The 17,882-nt window shown below is 61.5% G+C and carries 14 protein-coding genes; 7 read left to right on the top strand and 7 right to left on the bottom strand.

Translation table 11 applies throughout. From position 1 onward, the window contains the following. Positions 1–13: 13 nt before the first annotated feature. The 5 genes from fusA to MJQ68_RS02555 all read right to left on the bottom strand — a co-directional run bounded on the left by fusA (position 14) and on the right by MJQ68_RS02555 (position 4,903). Entirely contained in the window at positions 14–2,146 is a 2,133-nt protein-coding gene (fusA, locus tag MJQ68_RS02575) for an elongation factor G (protein WP_238749414.1), read from the bottom strand. Positions 2,147–2,191: 45 nt separating this feature from the next. Next, positions 2,192–2,668, bottom strand: coding sequence for a 30S ribosomal protein S7 (gene rpsG, locus MJQ68_RS02570; RefSeq protein WP_238749413.1), 477 nt, complete (start codon positions 2,666–2,668; stop codon positions 2,192–2,194). 71 nt (positions 2,669–2,739) lie between these two features. After that, positions 2,740–3,114: a 30S ribosomal protein S12 gene (gene rpsL / locus MJQ68_RS02565; protein WP_183495637.1), complete on the bottom strand. Its 375-nt coding sequence runs from the start codon at positions 3,112–3,114 to the stop codon at positions 2,740–2,742. A 215-nt stretch (positions 3,115–3,329) separates the two neighbouring features. Further along, positions 3,330–4,289 (bottom strand): signal recognition particle-docking protein FtsY, encoded by a 960-nt coding sequence (gene ftsY, locus MJQ68_RS02560; protein WP_238749412.1) that lies wholly within the window; start codon positions 4,287–4,289, stop codon positions 3,330–3,332. A gap of 32 nt (positions 4,290–4,321) precedes the next feature. After that, entirely contained in the window at positions 4,322–4,903 is a 582-nt protein-coding gene (locus MJQ68_RS02555; RefSeq protein WP_238749411.1) for an HAD family hydrolase, read from the bottom strand. A 183-nt stretch (positions 4,904–5,086) separates the two neighbouring features. Here MJQ68_RS02555 and MJQ68_RS02550 point away from each other — a divergent pair, with 183 nt between their 5' ends. Beyond that, positions 5,087–5,914: an alpha/beta fold hydrolase gene (locus tag MJQ68_RS02550; protein ID WP_238749410.1), complete on the top strand. Its 828-nt coding sequence runs from the start codon at positions 5,087–5,089 to the stop codon at positions 5,912–5,914. On the opposite strand, the gene MJQ68_RS02545 is transcribed toward MJQ68_RS02550, so the two are convergent. Both MJQ68_RS02545 and atpD read right to left on the bottom strand, forming a co-directional pair. Continuing rightward, a complete protein-coding gene (locus tag MJQ68_RS02545; RefSeq protein WP_238749409.1) occupies positions 5,911–6,222 on the bottom strand; it encodes a F0F1 ATP synthase subunit epsilon in 312 nt (103 codons plus the stop codon). The genes MJQ68_RS02550 and MJQ68_RS02545 overlap by 4 nt on opposite strands. Continuing rightward, on the bottom strand, positions 6,219–7,736 hold the full coding sequence (atpD, locus tag MJQ68_RS02540) for a F0F1 ATP synthase subunit beta (RefSeq protein ID WP_238749408.1): 1,518 nt from the start codon (positions 7,734–7,736) through the stop codon (positions 6,219–6,221). The genes MJQ68_RS02545 and atpD overlap by 4 nt, the downstream gene beginning before the upstream one ends. A 150-nt stretch (positions 7,737–7,886) precedes the next feature. On the opposite strand from atpD, the gene MJQ68_RS02535 reads away from it, so the two are divergent. From MJQ68_RS02535 to MJQ68_RS02510, 6 genes are all read left to right on the top strand, one after another. Then, positions 7,887–8,459, top strand: a complete 573-nt coding sequence (locus MJQ68_RS02535) for an HD domain-containing protein (RefSeq protein WP_238749407.1) — start codon at positions 7,887–7,889, stop codon at positions 8,457–8,459. Positions 8,460–8,462: 3 nt separating this feature from the next. Continuing rightward, positions 8,463–10,115, top strand: a complete 1,653-nt coding sequence (locus tag MJQ68_RS02530; RefSeq protein ID WP_238749406.1) for a UxaA family hydrolase — start codon at positions 8,463–8,465, stop codon at positions 10,113–10,115. A gap of 3 nt (positions 10,116–10,118) precedes the next feature. After that, on the top strand, positions 10,119–11,498 hold the full coding sequence (locus MJQ68_RS02525; protein ID WP_238749405.1) for a tagaturonate reductase: 1,380 nt from the start codon (positions 10,119–10,121) through the stop codon (positions 11,496–11,498). Between the two features lie 28 nt (positions 11,499–11,526). Then, complete coding sequence (locus MJQ68_RS02520) at positions 11,527–13,551, top strand: heavy metal translocating P-type ATPase (RefSeq protein ID WP_238749404.1); 2,025 nt, start codon at positions 11,527–11,529, stop codon at positions 13,549–13,551. Between the two features lie 35 nt (positions 13,552–13,586). Then, positions 13,587–13,994 (top strand): HYC_CC_PP family protein, encoded by a 408-nt coding sequence (locus tag MJQ68_RS02515; protein WP_238749403.1) that lies wholly within the window; start codon positions 13,587–13,589, stop codon positions 13,992–13,994. 70 nt (positions 13,995–14,064) lie between these two features. Continuing rightward, positions 14,065–17,871, top strand: coding sequence for an efflux RND transporter permease subunit (locus tag MJQ68_RS02510; protein ID WP_238749402.1), 3,807 nt, complete (start codon positions 14,065–14,067; stop codon positions 17,869–17,871). The last annotated feature ends 11 nt before the right edge of the window (positions 17,872–17,882 follow it).

The following is a 17,882-nucleotide window of genomic DNA, read 5'->3' as shown; positions in this document are numbered from 1 at the left end:
GGGGTACGTAAGCTTAAGCCTCTCCGCGGGCCTTTTCGATGATTTCCTTGGCGATGCCCGAGGGGGCCTCGTTGTAGTGACTGAAGGTCATGTTCGAGCTGGCACGGCCAGAAGTGATGGTACGCAGATCGGTAACGTAGCCGAACATCTCGCTCAGGGGTACGTCAGCCGTGATCTTTACCGCACCACCGGAGACGGGCTGCTGCCCCTTGGGCAGACCACGACGGCGGTTGAGGTCACCGATCACGTTACCGGTGTATTCCTCCGGGCTGGTGATGACCACATTCATGATGGGTTCGAGCAACTTGGGCTGGGCCTGCTTGGCAGCTTCCCGGAATCCCTCCTTGGCACAAAGCTCGAAAGCGATGGGCTTGGAGTCGACTGAGTGCATGGCACCATCGAAGATCCGCACCTTCATGCTATCGATGTTGTAGCCGGCCAGGATGCCGTTCTTCATCATCGACTTGAATCCATCACGGATGGGCTTCTGGTAGTTCTTGTCGATCGAGCCACCTACGATGTCCCAAACGAACTGCAGATTCTCCTTACCGCTCTTGAAGTCTTCGCTTTCCAGGAACTCCTCGTCGGCGGGGCCGAGGTCGAAGCTCATGTCAGCAAAGAGACCAGAACCACCCGACTGCTTCTTGAGCCGCTCGCGGTGGGTGACCATGTTGAACAGGGCCTCTTTATAATTCACCTGGGGCGCACCCACGTTGGCTTCCACTTTGAATTCCCGCTTCAGACGGTCTACGATGATCTCGAGGTGAAGCTCACCCATTCCGCTAATGACGGTCTGGTTAGTGTCTTCGTCGTACTTGACCTGGAAGGTTGGATCCTCCTCCGCCAGTTTGGCCAGGGCCATACCGAGCTTGTCGATGTCTTTCTGTGTCTTAGGCTCTACGGCTACTCCGATCACGGGATCGGGGAAGACCATCGATTCCAGCACGATGGGGTGGTCGGCATCACACAGGGTGTCACCGGTACGGATATCCTTGAAGCCAACCGCAGCAGCGATGTCACCGGCTTCCACCTTAGAGATGCTCTCCTGCTTATTGGCGTGCATCTGGTAGAGACGGCTAATCCGCTCCTTGTTGTCGCTCCGGGTGTTCTTGACGTACGAACCGGCATCTAGACGACCCGAGTACACGCGCATGAAGGCGAGGCGACCTACAAAGGGGTCCGTCGCAATCTTGAAGGCGAGGGCCGCGAAGGGCTCGTCGACCGAAGGCTTACGCTCCAGAATCTTTTCCTCGTCGTCGGGGTCGGTACCCTTGATAGCGGGTACGTCGAGCGGGCTGGGCAAGTAAGCACACACCGCATCGAGTACGGCCTGTACGCCCTTGTTCTTAAAGGCGGAACCACACATCATGGGTACGAAGGCAGCGTCCATGACGGCGTCACGGACAGCCTTACGCACTTCCTCGACACTGATACTCTCGGGGTCTTCGAAGTACTTCTCCAGCAATGATTCGTCGTACTCTGCTACGGCTTCGAGCAGTTTCTCGCGCCATTCGTTGACGGTATCGACAAGCTCGGTAGGAGTTTCGATGACCTCGAAGGTCATACCCTGATCGTCTTCATTCCATACGATAGCCTGCATGGTGATCAGGTCGACTACGCCCTTGAAGCGCTCCTCGGCACCGATGGGTACCTGCAGGGGGATCGACTTAGAGCCGAGCTTCTCCTCTACGTCTTTGACGACGCTGAAGAAGTCAGCGCCCGAACGGTCCATCTTATTGACGAATCCGATGCGGGGCACCTTGTAGTTATCCGCGAGGCGCCAGTTGGTTTCCGACTGAGGCTCTACACCGGATACGGCGCAGAACAGGAAGACCAGACCGTCCAGTACACGTAGCGAACGGTTCACCTCCACGGTGAAGTCCACGTGACCCGGCGTATCGATGATATTGAATACGTACGACTGATCCCTCCACTTCCAGTTGGTGTGGGTAGCGGCCGAGGTGATGGTGATACCACGCTCCTGCTCCTGCTCCATCCAGTCCATGGTAGCGGCGCCGTCGTGTACCTCACCGATCTTGTGCGAGATACCCGTGTAGTAAAGGATACGCTCGGTAGTAGTCGTTTTGCCGGCATCGATGTGCGCGGCAATCCCGATGTTGCGGGTATATTTCAGATCCGTAGCCATGGCTTGGAATATTATAGGTTAGGGGAAAAGTGGGCGGTGGCTAGGCTAGCGGCCGTAGTGAGCAAACGCGCGGTTGGATTCGGCCATCTTGTGGGTCTCTTCCTTCCGCTTCACGGCCAGGCCTTCGTTGCGGCTGGCGGCGAGCAGTTCGGCAGCCATCTTTTCGGCAAATCCTTTGCCACTGCGCTGGCGGGCGAAGCGTACGAGCCACTTCATACCGATCGACATCTTGCGCTTACCGCGGATCTCGGTCGGGATCTGGAAGGTAGCTCCACCGATACGGCGGCTGCGTACCTCTACCTGGGGCATGGCGTTGTTGATCGCACGCTTCCAGACTTCGTACTCGTCGATCTCCTCTTCCGCCACGCGCTCCTTGATGATGTCCATGGCACCGTAAAAGACGGCGAAGGCCGTGCTTTTCTTACCGGAGTACATCAGGTTGTTGACAAACTGGGTGACGAGGGTATCCCCGTAACGGGGGTCCGGGGTTACTACCCGGATTTTCGGTTTTCTTTTACGCATAGTTGCTTTACTTCAGATGGCCACATGGACCGGTGGATCCCTATTCGAGGTGATCCGTCTTACTTAATTAGTTACTTCTTGGGGCGCTTGGCACCGTACTTCGAGCGGGCCTGCTTGCGGTTGGCTACACCGGCCGTGTCCAGGGCACCCCGAACGATGGTGTAGCGTACACCCGGAAGGTCCTTCACCCGACCACCACGGATCAGCACGATGCTGTGCTCCTGGAGGTTGTGTCCCTCACCGGGGATGTATGCGATGACCTCGATACCGTTGGTCAGACGCACTTTAGCCACCTTCCGCAGGGCGGAGTTTGGCTTCTTGGGGGTGGTCGTGTAGACGCGGGTACAGACCCCACGTTTCTGCGGACAAGCGTCCAGCGCGCGCGATTTGCTCGACTCCACGATCTGCTTGCGGCCCTTCCGCACTAGTTGGTTAATTGTAGGCATACGTTTCTTTACTTTATGAACGCTTCTTTGATTCACCAGAGGCCTACCTCCTGAAAAAGCGAGCACAAAGGTACTATTTTCTTTTTGCAATTCCTAATGGTACGCGGGAAAGGATTCAGGACGAAACCGCACCCGCGGCCCCGCCCCCTCCCAGACTGTAACAACTACCCCGACCGCCCTTAACTCCATAACCCCTTAACCCCCTTACCCCTTCCCTACTGATTCCCAAACAAGCTATCCACAAAGGCGCGCTTGTTGAATACCTGCAGGTGATCGATGCCCTCGCCGACGCCGATGTAGCGGATGGGCACCTGAAACTGGTCGGTAATACCGATGGCCACCCCTCCCTTGGCGGTACCATCTAGTTTGGTGAGCGCAAGGGCCGTTACGTCGGTGGCCTCGGTGAAGGCCTTGGCCTGCTCGATGGCGTTTTGCCCAGTGGTGGCATCGAGCACGAGCAGCACCTGATGGGGCGCCGAGGGCATGGCCTTGGTGACGGAGCGCTTGATCTTGCTGAGCTCCTTCATCAGGTTGAACTTGGTGTGGAGGCGGCCGGCGGTATCGATGATGGCCACGTCGCAGTTGTTCTTCTGGGCGTATGCGACCGTCTCGTAGGCTACGGCGGCGGGGTCGGTATGCATTCCCTTGGAATAGAATTCACAGCCCACGCGCTCGGCCCAGATACCGAGCTGGTCGACGGCGGCGGCCCGGAAGGTATCGGCCGCGCCCAGCACCACCTTATGACCGCGTCGCTGATATTGGTTAGCGAGTTTACCGATGGTAGTGGTCTTGCCTACGCCGTTGACCCCCACGACAAGGATGATGGCCGGCCGTTCGGTAGTGGGCAGTACGTAGTCGTCGAAGTCCTGGTCGTTCTGTTCGGCCAGCAGGTTGACGATCTCGTCGCGCAGGATGTGGTCGAGCTCACTGGTATTGAGGTAGCGGTCTTCGGCAACCCGAGCCTCGATGCGCTCGATGATTTTGATGGTGGTATCCAGCCCTACGTCGCTGGAGATAAGGATGGTCTCAAGCTCGTCGAGTACTTCCTCGTCGACGCGGTCCTTGCCGGCTACGGCCCGACCGAGCTTATTGAAAAAGCCCTGCTTGGTCTTCTCCAGTCCCTTGTCCAGGTCCTCCTTTTTCTCGGGGGTAAAAAACTTCTTGAAAAAACTCATGGGCCGGCATTTTGCGCCCGCGAAGGTACGCTTTAGGCCGTGTATAGGGGCCGGGGCAAGTAGAGCCGCTGAGTAGGCCTAGCGGGTTCGGGCAGGTGCCGTACCAAGAAGTCCGGGAGCTGCCGCAGGTTGTCCAGCATGGCATGATGGGGCGCGGTCGCCAGTGCGTGGTAGGGCGAACGGCCATTACAGATCGCCAGGTTGAAGTGAACGCGGGCCGCATTGCTGTGCCGGAGCAGTTCGGGGGTATCTACGGCGGTGATACTGAGGCGGCCTTTAGTCAGACCGGCCAGCGCATGGGCCTGTAGCACGGGATTGTCCAGTTCCTGCTGCCGGGGGACGAACTGTTGTACGGTACCGGCCTCCCCGACCGTCCAGCCGAGGCGCTTGAGCAGGAGCAGGGTCTGCGATTCGTCGTAGTCGCTCAGCAGGCAGATGCGTACCCCCCGCTTGCGCAGCCAGGAGAAGGTAGCTTCGGCGCCCGCCATGCGATCCAGGGCCGCGGTGGCCAGGAAGCGGTCCATTCCCTCCTGCACCGCAACGCATACATCGTTGAGGTGAACTACGGCGAGTTGGAGGTGGGCATCGGTCATGCGATGGGCGGGCTGAATCACGGAAATTTGGTATCAGTACGGGCTAACTACGTGACGTGTAGCATATTACGGTTAGGTAAGATAGGGCTATACGGCCGCGCGCGCTATACCGGTACACTGATTTAATGTAGACTTAATACCCCGGGGCGTTTTCGCCGCCCTTTGCTTACAAACCCTTAACCCTCCCCACACGTTTGCCCTAGTATGAAGCAGGAAGGGCTAGCGGTGGGAATCCTCCACCATACGATCCACCGTCGCGAGGATACCGCCGAATGGATGATTTTCATCCACGGTGCCGGCGGTAGTTCGATCACCTTCAAGCATCAGGTCAAAGCCTTCAAGCCCTTTTTCAATTTGCTGCTGATCGACATGCGCGATCATGGGTACAGTAAGGACCTGGAACCCGAGTACTCTACCTACGACTTCGATATCGTCACCGACGACGTATTACGCACGATCGACTACGTAGGCGTGAAGCGGGCTCACTTTTTGTCCCTTTCCCTGGGTAGTATCGTTCTGCAGCGACTCTATGACCGGCGGCCCGACCTGATCGAATCCATGATCATGGCCGGCGGGGTATTCAAAGCCGACTGGAAGATCCGCCTGTTTGCCCACAGCGGTAAGTTCCTGAGCTACTTCGTTCCCTTTCGCTGGATCTACGACACCTTCATCATGATCGTGCTGCCCCGCGAAAATCACGCCCCGAGCCGCCGCCTGTACCGCCTGCAGTCTAAAAAGCTCACGCCTACCGAATTCCTGAAGTGGTTGGGCTTGTACCGCGACTTCTTCTCCATCGTCAAGCGCTTTTACCGGCGCAAGCTCAGCACGTCTAGTCTGATCGTGATGGGTGGGCAGGACCACGTCTTCCTACAGGCAGCCCAGCGCTTTGCCAGAAAGCAGGCACACCACGCCGAACTGGTCGTGCTGGAAGGATGTGGCCACCTCTGTAATCTGGAGGAAGTGCAGCGCTTTAACGAAGCCGTACTAAAGTTCCTGGGTAAGCCGGTTACCCCTCCCGTAGCGGTGGGCTAGCGCATGTTGCGCGCACCCTGCACCAGCAGGTTCACCTCGTTGTTGAGCACTTCCACGAAGCCGCGGTCGATGCTGAAGGTCAGGCTCCGGTTAGGGGTAGCTTCCTTGGTCATGCCACTCGTTTCCTCGTCGTAGTAGCTGTACTCTCCGGTACCGGTCATCATGGTGATCCGGCCGGCCGTGAGGCTGGATACTAGCGGAGCGTGGTTGTCCAGTAGCTGAAAGCTGCCATCGGCACCGGGCAGGGCTACGCGGCTCACGTTACCGGTGAAGATGGTACGGTCGGGGGTGAGGACGGATATTTTCATTCCGCAACGGCAGCGAGCTGCTTTTCACCCTTGGCGATGGCATCCTCGATGGTGCCGACCAGGTTGAAGGCATCCTCGGGGTACTTGTCTACCACACCGTCCAGGATCATATTGAAGCCCTTGATGGTATCCTTGATGTCGACGAATACGCCCTTAAGGCCCGTGAACTGCTCGGCTACGTGGAAGGGCTGGCTCAGGAAGCGCTGCACCCGGCGGGCGCGGCTTACGACCAGCTTATCCTCCTCGCTGAGTTCGTCCAGACCGAGAATAGCGATGATGTCCAGTAGCTCGTTGTAGCGGGCCAGGATGTTGATCACGCGCTGGGCCGTACCGTAGTGCTCGTCGCCGATGATGGCGGGGTCGAGGATACGACTGGTGCTATCCAGAGGGTCAACGGCAGGGTAGATACCCTGGGAAGCGATCTTCCGGTTGAGTACCGTGGTGGCGTCGAGGTGAGCGAAGGTGGTAGCGGGAGCGGGGTCGGTAAGGTCATCCGCGGGCACGTAGACGGCCTGTACGGAGGTGATCGATCCCCGCTTGGTGGAGGTGATTCGTTCCTGCATCAGTCCCATTTCCGTAGCCAGGGTAGGCTGGTAGCCTACGGCCGAGGGCATCCGGCCCAGCAGGGCGGATACTTCCGAACCCGCCTGGGTGAAGCGGAAGATGTTGTCGACGAAGAACAGGATGTCGCGGCCGCCGGTGGGGTCACTCAGGTCGCCGTCGCGGTAGTACTCGGCGATGGTCAGACCCGACAGGGCCACGCGGGCGCGGGCTCCGGGAGGCTCGTTCATCTGTCCGAACACGAAGGTGGCCTTGGATTGCTCCAGCTCCTTCATGTCCACTTTGCTCAGGTCCCAGCCCCCTTCTTCCATGTCGTGCATGAAGGCATCACCGTACTTGATGATACCCGATTCGAGCATCTCGCGCAGCAGGTCATTGCCCTCACGGGTACGCTCCCCTACCCCGGCGAATACCGAAATACCGTCGTAGCCCTTGGCGATGTTGTTGATCAGCTCCTGGATGAGTACGGTCTTGCCTACGCCGGCTCCGCCGAACAGGCCGATCTTGCCCCCCTTGGTGTAGGGCTCGATCAGGTCGATGACCTTGATACCGGTGAACAGTGGCTCCCGGTCGGTGGCCAGGTTTTCGAACAGTGGCGCATCGGCGTGGATGGGCCGGGCCGAGGCACCCTTCGGTACGGCGGGCATACCGTCGATGGGCTCGCCCACTACATTGAAGAGCCGTCCCTTAATGGCCGTACCTACGGGCATGGCGATGGGGATACCGGTGTCGGTCACGTCGGTATCGCGGGTCAGGCCGTCGGTCGCGTCCATGGCGATGGTCCGTACGGCGTCCTCGCCCAGGTGCTGCTGTACTTCGAGTACGAGCGTCTCACCGTTGGTGCGCTGGATTTCGAGGGCGTTGAGGATGGCGGGCAGCGAGCTGCCTTCGGCGGCGAAGGATACGTCGACGACGGGTCCGATTACCTGCTTTACTTTACCGATGTTGGCCATGGGGGGGGGAACTTCTAGTAGGAGTGGTTGAAAAGGGAGCGCAAAAGTACGAAAGGTTTTTGAAAGCAGCTAGGCCGCTACCCCATCCTTTTGTGTGGTACTTTAGGCCCACCGTATTCCCCTATTTCCCCAGCTGCTCATTCTCCTTCCATGGGACACCCACACCGCCGAACCATCCTCTACCGCGCCGGTCACTACGTCACCCAACTGCTGATCAAGCAGCTGCCCAAGGACCGGGTGTTCCACAACCTGCACCACACCATCAACGTCATGCAGGGCGCCCTCAAGATCGGCAAGGCCGAAGGCCTCACCGAAGAGGAGCTGGAGATCGTCATGCTGGCCGCCTGGTTCCACGATACCGGACACGTCAAGACCTACACCGGTCACGAGGTCGTAAGCATGCAACTCGCCCAGGAGTGGCTGGAAAAGGAGAACTACCCCGCCGACCGCATTGCCGCCGTCCTACGCTGCATCGAAGTCACCACGATGCCCCAGCGGCCGGTCACCAAGATCGAGTCCGTGATGTGCGACGCCGATCTCTACCACCTGTCCTTCAACACCTACGACCACTACCAGGAGATGCTGCGCGAGGAGTGGCGGCGGGAGCTGGGCATCGAAGTATCCGACGAAGACTGGAACGAGCAGAATGCCGCCTTCCTGTCCAGTCACCACTACTTCACCGATTACGGCAAGAAGGTCCTCGAATGCCGCAAAAGCGTGTAAGCCATGGCCCAGGACTGGCTGCAGCTCCACCCCCGCGACAACCTGATCGTCGCCCTGCGTGACCTGGCCACGGGCACTATCCTGACCGTCGCCGGCCAGTCCGTTCACCTACAGCAAGCTGTGCGGGCCAAGCACAAATTCACCCACTGCAGTGTCCCGGCGGGCCAGCCACTACGTATGTACGGCGTGGTGGTCGGCACGGCCGTCAACAACCTCCCCGCAGGTACCCTTATCACTACCCAAAACACGGCTCACGCCACCCAGTCCTACACCGGCCCCTCCCCACGCGCTACCTGGACACCCCCCAACATCACCCGCTGGCAGCACCGCCACTTCCAGGGGTACCACCGCGGCGACGGCCAGGTAGGCACCGCCAACCACTGGCTGGTCATCCCCCTGGTCTTCTGCGAAAACCGCAACATCGACGTACTCCGCCAGGCCCTGCTCGAACCCCTGGGCTATACCCGTCCGGACCAACTACAGTCCCTCACCAGCCAGCTCATCCAGGCCTATCGCTCGGGCGCGGACGCAGGTGCCATACTCACTTCCCCAGCCCCTACCGACCAGCCCAGCGAATCCCGGCCGCGCACTTTTCCCTGGGTCGACGGTATCCAATTCCTCACCCACTCCGGCGGCTGCGGCGGCACCCGCGCAGATGCACGTGCACTGTGCGATCTCCTGGCCGGCTACCTCTGCAATCCGAACGTCGGGGGTGCCACCGTGCTTAGCCTGGGCTGTCAGAATGCACAGATCACTATGCTTCGCGAGGCCATTGCCCGGCGCGATCCGCAATTCGGCAAGCCGCTCTTCATACTGGAGCAGCAGGGCGGCGGTACGGAGGCACAGTTCACCGAGCGGGCGCTGCGGCAGACCTTCGCCGGACTAGTCACCATCAACGCCACCCAGCGGCAGCCTGCACCGCTCAGCAAGCTTACGCTGGGGCTGGAGTGCGGCGGCTCGGATGGCTTTTCCGGCATCTCGGCCAATCCCGCGCTGGGCCACGCCGTCGATCTGCTGGTCGCCCTGGGTGGCCGCGCTATACTGGCCGAGTTTCCCGAGCTGCACGGGGTCGAGCAGGAGCTCGTCAACCGCTGCGTGGATTCTGCCACCGCCCAGACCTTCACCCGCCTGATGCACACCTACGCCGCGGCAGCCGAGGCGGCGGGCTCCGGCTTTGAGCACAATCCGTCACCGGGCAATATCCGCGATGGGCTGATCACTGATGCGATGAAGTCCGCCGGGGCGGCCCGGAAGGGGGGTAGTTCGCCGGTCGAAGCGGTCTTGGAATACACCGCACCGGCGACCGCGGCTGGATTAAGTCTACTCTGCACCCCCGGAAACGACGTAGAAAGCACCACCGCGCTAGCCGGTTCCGGAGCCAATCTGATCGCCTTTACGACCGGTCTGGGTACCCCGACCGGCAATCCCGTCGCCCCGGTCGTCAAAATCAGCTCCAACGATGCGCTGGCCGAGCGAATGCCTGACCTAATCGACTTCAATGCCGGCGGCATCATCACCGGCCGGCAGACCGTAGCCCAGGCCGGGGAAGCCCTGCTGGACCTCCTGATCGAGGTAGCCAGCGGACGTAGCAGCACCGCCGCCCAGCGTCTCGGTCAGCACGACTTCATCCCCTGGAAACGCGGTATATCCCTCTGACCCATGCAAGTACTCCGACGCCCGCCCGGTAAGACGCCGCCCACCAATATCCTACAGTTCGGCGCGGGCAATTTTCTGCGCGGCTACTTCGACTGGATGGTCGAGCTGCTCAACGAGCGGACTGACTTCTACGGCAGCGTACTCGTAGTAAAACCTACCCAAGGCGGGCGCTATGACGACCTACTGGCCCAGGACGGACTCTACCACGTGCTCCTCGACGGCATTCAGCAGGGGGAGCGCAAGCAGGAGACCCGGCTGATCAGCAGCATCACCGGGGTCATCCACCCCTACGAAGAGTACGCCGCCTTTATGGACTCAGCGGAACTGGACATTGACTTCATTGTCTCCAACACCACCGAAGCCGGCATCCGCTTTGTACCCGAAGCCCGGCCGGAGGGGCGGTGCGGGCAGGAGTTTCCGGCCAAGCTCACCCAGTGGCTCTACGCCCGCTGGCAGCACGATCGGCCCGGCTGTCACGTAATTCCCCTGGAGCTGATCGAAGACAATGGCGACGCGCTCAGGCACTGCGTACTCCGCTACGCCCACCACTGGCGACTGGAGGCAGCCTTCACCGACTGGATCGACACCAACAACCGCTTTTACAATACCCTGGTGGACCGCATCGTGTCCGGCTACCCCGAGCGGGCCGGGGCCCTCTGGGATCGGATCGGGTATACGGACCGGCTCCTGGTGGCAGGCGAATATTATCATAGTCTGGTGATCCAGGCACCACCGACGGGTGTGCCCGGTCTGCCGCTCCACGAGGCTGGTCTGAACGTGACCTACACCGACGACCTCTCCCCCTACCGCGAGCGCAAGGTGCGCCTGCTCAACGGGGCCCACACCGCGATCGTGCCCACCGGCTACCTGGCGGGGCTGGATACGGTGGGGGAGGTGCTCGCCGATCCGGAGCTGCGCGCCTACCTGGAGTGGGTGCTGTACGAGGAGATCATCCCCAGTCTCGACCAACCGGTGGAAGAACTGCGCGACTTTGCCGCCGACGTACTGGATCGCTTTCGCAACCCCAGCCTGCACCACCGCCTGCTGGATATAGCCCTCAACAGCACGAGCAAATTCCGCACCCGCCTGCTGCCGAGTCTGCTGGCCTACCACCGGCGCTTCAACAAGCTGCCGCAGGGTATCGTACGCGCACTGGCCGCCCTACTGGTATTTTACCGGGGCCGGCGGGATGCGGAGGCTATTCCGCTGCGCGATGCGGCGGACCGGCTGGGCTTCTTCCGGCAGGTTTGGGCGGGTGAGCCGAGTAGTGAGCGGGTGGTCCGCCGGGTCCTGGCCCAGACCGACTGGTGGGGACGGGACCTGAACGATATTCCCGGCCTGACGGCCGCGGTGACTGCGCAGGTCGATCAAAGCCGGGTGTGAACGGTTCTAGGACGTAACTTAAGTCAGTATGCACCCCCCTACCCCACCCCTTGAGAAAACTGCCGCGGCGGATGCGACTGCCGTGGATAATCACGCCGGTCACGACCATGACCACTCGGGTGGGCTATTTGGTGAGCGCACCGAACTCTACTTTTCCATTGCCAGCGGTGTGTTCTGGGCGGGGGGCTTGATCCTGAGCTTCGTGGCGGACCTGCCGGAAAGCTACGCGATCGGACTCTTTGTCGTGGCGATCCTACTGGGTGGCTACTTCTCGGTCCTCGAGGCTTACGAGGGTGTCAGCGCCGGGCGCTTCGAGATCGACTTCCTGATGGTCATAGCCGCTACCGGGGCCGCCGCCCTGGGGGAGTGGCAGGAGGCGGCTTTGCTGCTGTTTCTGTTCAGCCTGGGTCACGCCCTGGAGCACTACGCCATGCAGCGTGCCCGCAAGAGTATTGCCGCCCTAGCTAAGCTGGCACCCGCCACGGCTCTGCTACAGACCAGCACCGGCACCCGTGAGGTAGGCGTGGAAGAACTCGTGGTGGGTGATACCGTCGTAGTGAAACCCAATACCAAGATCCCGGCCGATGGCATGGTCATGGTAGGCAGCAGCGCCGTAGACCAGTCGGCTATCACCGGCGAGAGCGTACCCGTAGACAAGACGCCCTGGATGAGCCTGTCACAGACCCTGCCCGACCTGGCCACGCTGCCCGCCGAGCACCGCACCTTCGCCGGCACCATCAATGGAGGTTCGGCCCTGGAGGTGCGGGTATTGAAGCCAGCCAGCGATAGCACCCTGGCTAAGCTGGTCACCCTGGTACAGGAGGCCGAGAAGCAGAAGTCACCGACCCAGCAGCTGACCGACAAGTTCGAGCGGATCTACGTTCCCGCCGTGCTGGCCCTGGTGGGAATCCTGCTGCTGGCCTTTCTAGTGCTCGACGAGACCTTCGGCCAGAGCTTCTACCGCGCCATGGCCGTGCTGGTGGCTGCCTCCCCCTGTGCCCTGGCGATCTCCACCCCCAGTGCCGTGCTCGCCGGCGTAGCCCGTGCCGCCCAGAAGGGTGTACTGATCAAGGGTGGTCGGCCGCTCGAAGACCTCGGCAGCCTCACCGCCATCGCCTTCGACAAGACAGGAACCCTGACGGAGGGTAAACCCGTACTGACCACCGTACTGCCCGCCGAGGGCACCACACGGCGGGAACTGCTACGCACCGCCGTAGCCGTAGAGGAACTCAGCGACCACCCCCTGGCCGCCGCCATCGTGACCGGCGGACTAGCCGAACTCGGTCCTGCCCCCACCGCCAAAGCGACCGGTCTAGAAGCCCTGACGGCCCGCGGTATCCGTGCGCAGTTCGACGGTGAGACCGTACACATCGGCAACCGGCGCCTGCTGCAGGAGGTCACCGGCACGTCCGTCCCCCCGATCATAGAACGCCAAATGGCCGAGCTCGAAACCGGCGGGCACACCGCCATGATCGTACACCGGGGCGACCGCTACCTCGGCGTGATCTCCGTCATGGACGTAGCCCGTGCCAGCGCCAAACCCACCCTGGCCGCCCTGCGCAAGCTCGGCATCAACCGCATGATCATGCTCACCGGCGACAACCAGCGGGTAGCCGATGCGGTAGCCCGGGAGATCGGCATCACCGACCCCCTCGGCAGTCTGCTGCCGGAGGATAAGGTGGCCAGCATTAAGCAGCTGCGCGAAAAAGAGGGCCGCGTAGCTATGATCGGCGACGGCGTCAATGACGCGCCCGCCATGGCCAGCAGTACGGTCGGCATCGCCATGGGAGCGGCCGGCTCCGACGTAGCCCTCGAGACCGCCGACGTAGCCCTGATGGCCGACCGACTGGACAACCTGCCCTTCGCCATCGGACTGAGCCGGCAGGCCCGCCGCATCATCCAGCAGAACCTCTGGATCAGTCTCGGAGTAGTGGCTATTCTGGTACCGCTCACCATCCTGGGTATTGCTAGTCTCGGACCGGCCGTAATCGCCCACGAAGGGTCCACGATGGTGGTCGTCCTGAACGCCCTGCGACTCCTGGCATACCGCTAGCACAACTAGCGGCTGACTAATACCGTTTACGGAACGTGCATCGCGTAGTTTCTCTCTTCCTGGCCCTGCTCCTGTTCGTCGGCTCCGTCGGCGTGACGGTCAACCGCCATTTCTGCATGGGGGAACTGCGGTCGGTAGCGCTATTTGCCGCCGCCGAAGTATGCCATGAGGATGCCGCGGCCCCCGCTTGCCCCCTGCACGCGGCCGCCAAGAAGGACTGCTGCAACAACGAGCACGAGCTTGTCAAATCAGATATCGACCAGCAGGTAGTGGACGCCGGCGACCTGCCGACCCCGCCGGCCTTTGCCCCCTCGCTCCCTCCCGCCCCCACCCCTTCCTACACCCTGCACCTGCGTGCGCGCGCCAATAAGACGTTTGAAAACTACCGTCCGCCGCCGCGACTGATCGACGTGCCGCGCCGTTTTCAGGTGTTTCGCATTTAGCCTTTGCCGCTTTGTCCTGCCTGCCTTCCGCTACCGTGGAGGGCTTTCCTCGTTGTGATAACGCACCGGCATGTTAGCTGCACTTATTCGTTTTTTCCTGGAGAACAAGCTGGTCGTCTGGCTGCTACTGCTGGCCTTTGTGGGCTGGGGGCTAGCTACGGCACCCTTCGATTTCAAGCTCGATTGGCTGCCCCGCGACCCCGTGGCCGTAGACGCCATCCCCGACATCGGTGAGAATCAGCAGATCGTCTTTACCCGCTGGCCCGGACAGTCGCCGCAGGACGTAGAAAATCAGGTCACCTACCCGCTCACCTCCGCCCTGCTCGGTATTCCGGGGGTGCGCAGCGTGCGGTCCAACTCCATGTTCGGCTTTTCGAGCATCTACCTGATCTTCGAGGAGGACGTGGAGTTCTACTGGTCGCGCAGCCGCATCCTGGAAAAGCTCAACAGCCTGCCCGCCGGGGTGCTGCCGGATAACGTAGTGCCCACACTTGGGCCGGACGCTACCGCCCTCGGACAAGTGTTCTGGTACACCCTGGAGGGGCACTCTCCGGAGGGTGAGGCGGTCGGCGGCTGGGACCTGGACGAGCTGCGATCCATCCAGGACTTCTACGTGCGCTACGGGCTCAGCGCCGCCGGCGGAGTGAGCGAGGTAGCCAGTATCGGCGGGCACGTCAGGGAGTATCAGGTGGATGCCGATCCGGAAAAGATGCGGGTGTACGGCATCACCCTCGACCAGGTCATGCAGGCCGTGCGCGGCAGCAACCTGGACGTAGGCGCGGCGACCCTGGAGATCAACCTGGCCGAGTACTTCGTGCGCGGACTGGGCTACCTGAAATCTCTGGAGGACCTGGAGAACAGTGTCGTATCGGAGGTCAACAACGTGCCGATCCGCCTGCGCGACATTGCGCGGGTGAACGTGGGTCCGGCCGAGCGGCGCGGTCTGCTCGACAAGGGGGGCACCGAAGCGGTGGGCGGCGTGGTCGTAGCCCGCTACGGCGCCAACCCCCTGGAGGTCATCGACAATGTAAAGGCCAAGATCGCCGAGCTGGCACCGGGGCTGCCACGGCGGATGGTTCCCCTCTCCTCTGGAGAGGGGCTAGGGGAGAGGGATAGTACTATCTCCCAGGTCACCATTGTACCCTACTACGACCGTAGCACGCTGATCCGCGAGACCATCGGCACGCTGGAGGAGGCGCTGACTTTGGAGATCCTCATTACGGCTATCGTGGTAGTGCTGTTGCTGTTCAACCTGAAGTCGTCGCTCCTCGTAGCCGGCACCCTGCCGGTGGCGGTGCTGATGTGCTTCATCGCCATGCGCTACTTCGGGGTAGATGCCAACATCGTGGCACTTTCCGGCATCGCTATTGCCATCGGCACGATGGTCGATATGGGTATCGTGCTGACGGAGAGCATGGTCTACCGCCTCCACACCGCCCCGCCCGGGGAGAGCCGGCTGGAGAGCATTTACGAGGCTACGGTGGAGGTAGCTTCAGCGGTGCTCACGGCGGTGGCTACGACCATCATCAGCTTCCTGCCCGTCTTCACGATGGAGGCGGCGGAGGGTAAGCTGTTCCGCCCCCTGGCCTTTACCAAGACCTTTGCGCTGGTGGCGGCGATCTTCGTGTCGATTGCCTTTATTCCCGCGCTAGCCGATCTGCTGTTCGGACTCGACAAGAGCGGGCGGCGGCGCAAACTTATCGGTAACGCGCTGCTGATTGCCGGGGGCATTGCGGCCTGGGTGTTCGTGGCCTGGTGGTTGGGGGTGGTGGCGATTTTGGCCGGCCTGCTGGGCCTGGTCGATGCTCGTCGGCCGAGCCTTACGAAGTTTGGCTCGTCCGCCGAGAAATCTTCAACAAGCCCTCGGCCGACGAGCCAAGCTGCGCATGCCTCGGCGGACGAGGGCTTCCTGACCCCACTAATCAACGTCCTGATCGCCCTGACCCTAGCCTGGCTACTAGCCGGCTACTGGCTCCCCCTCGGCGTAGGTCGATCGACTGCCTACAACTTCCTCTTCGTAGTCGTGGTAGCCGGCGGACTGCTGGGCTTCTTCTGGCTGGTGATCTATTTCTACGCCAGCATCCTGCGCTTCCTGCTGCGGGTCAAGTGGCTTTTTCTGATCCTGGTGGGACTGATCGTGGCGGCAGGCATCGGCGTGTACCGCGACATCGGACAGGAGTTCATGCCCGCCCTGGGCGAGGGGGCCTTCCTGCTCATGCCCACCGCCATGCCCCACGCCGGCATCGCCGAAAACCTGCGCAACCTGCAGACCCTGGATATGGCCGTCACGACCATCCCCGAGGTGTCCTCCGTAGTGGGCAAGGCCGGCCGGGTCAACAGCCCCCTCGATCCCGCCCCACTGAGCATGTACGAAAACATGATCCAGTACAAGTCGGAGTACCTGACGGACGGCGACGGACGGCGCCTTCGCTTCCGGGTGGATGAGGAGGGTAACTTTCTGACCAAAAATTCTAGCGGATTAGAATCCCCCCTCTCCTCTGGAGAGGGGCCGGGGGAGAGGGAACTCATCCCCGACCCCAACGGCCAGTACTACCGGCAGTGGCGCGACCACATCCGCTCGCCCGACGACATCTGGGACGAGATCATCGCGGCCGTCCAGCTGCCCGGCGTCACCTCGGCGCCGAAGCTGCAGCCCATCGAGACCCGCCTGGTCATGCTGCAGACTGGTATGCGGGCGCCCATGGGCATCAAGGTGCGGGGTACGGACCTGCAGGAAATCGAGGCCTTCGGTCTTAAATTGGAACGCGCCCTGCGCGAGGTCGAAGGCGTGAAGGACGCAGCCGTATATGCCGACCGATTGGTGGGCAAACCCTACCTGCTGCTGGACGTGAAGCGCGATGCCATCGCCCGCTACGGGCTCTCCGTCACGGACGTGCAGCGCCAGATCCAGGCCACCGTGGGCGGCATGCTGATGACCACCACCGTAGAGGGCCGGGAGCGCTACGGCGTACGCCTGCGCTACCCCCGCGAGCTGCGCGACGACCCGGAGTCCATCAAGCGCATCCTCGTACCCGCCGGCAACGGTCGGCAGATCCCCCTCGGCGAGCTCATCGAGTTGCGCTACGAGCAGGGACCGCAGTCGATCAAGAGCGAAGACGGCTTCCTGGTGGGCTATGTGCTGTTTGACAAAGAGGAAGGCTTTGCCGAGGTAGAAGTGGTCAACAACGCCCAGACCTACCTGAGTGACCTCACCCGGACCGGCGGACTCGACATACCGGCCGGTATCAGCTACCGCTTTGCCGGCAACTATGAGCAGCAGGTGCGCGCCGACGCACGACTCAAACTGGTGCTGCCGATCGCGCTGGGACTGATCTTCCTGATCCTCTACTTCCAGTTCAAGTCCGTGACCACCTCGCTGATGGTCTTCAGCGGGGTCTTCGTGGCATTCTCGGGCGGCTTCCTGCTACTGGGGGGCTACGCCGATCCGGACTTTATGAACTTCAGCTTCTTCGGCACCAATCTGCGCGACCTGTTCCAGATGCGCACCATCAACCTCAGCGTAGCGGTCTGGGTTGGCTTTCTCGCCCTGTTCGGCATTGCCACCGACGACGGGGTACTGGTAGCCACCTTCCTGCGCGACAGCTTCGCCCGCAACGAGCCTACGAGCATTCAGGACGTACGGGACGCGGTGGTGGAGGGCGGTCTGCGCAGGGTACGGCCGGCCATGATGACTACGGCCACCACCATCCTGGCGCTGCTGCCCGTGCTCACCGCTACCGGGCGCGGAGCCGATATTATGCTACCTATGGCCATCCCCAGTTTCGGGGGGATGCTGCTACAGGTGGTCACCATGTTCACGGTACCGGTACTCTGGAGCCTGCGGGCGGAGTGGCGGGTAAAACGACGGGCGAAATGATGTATGCAATG

The organism is Neolewinella maritima, assembly GCF_923081025.1.
Classification (GTDB): domain Bacteria; phylum Bacteroidota; class Bacteroidia; order Chitinophagales; family Saprospiraceae; genus Neolewinella; species Neolewinella maritima.
Note: the sequence above shows the minus strand (reverse complement) of the source record. Positions and strands in the feature narration are given on the sequence as shown.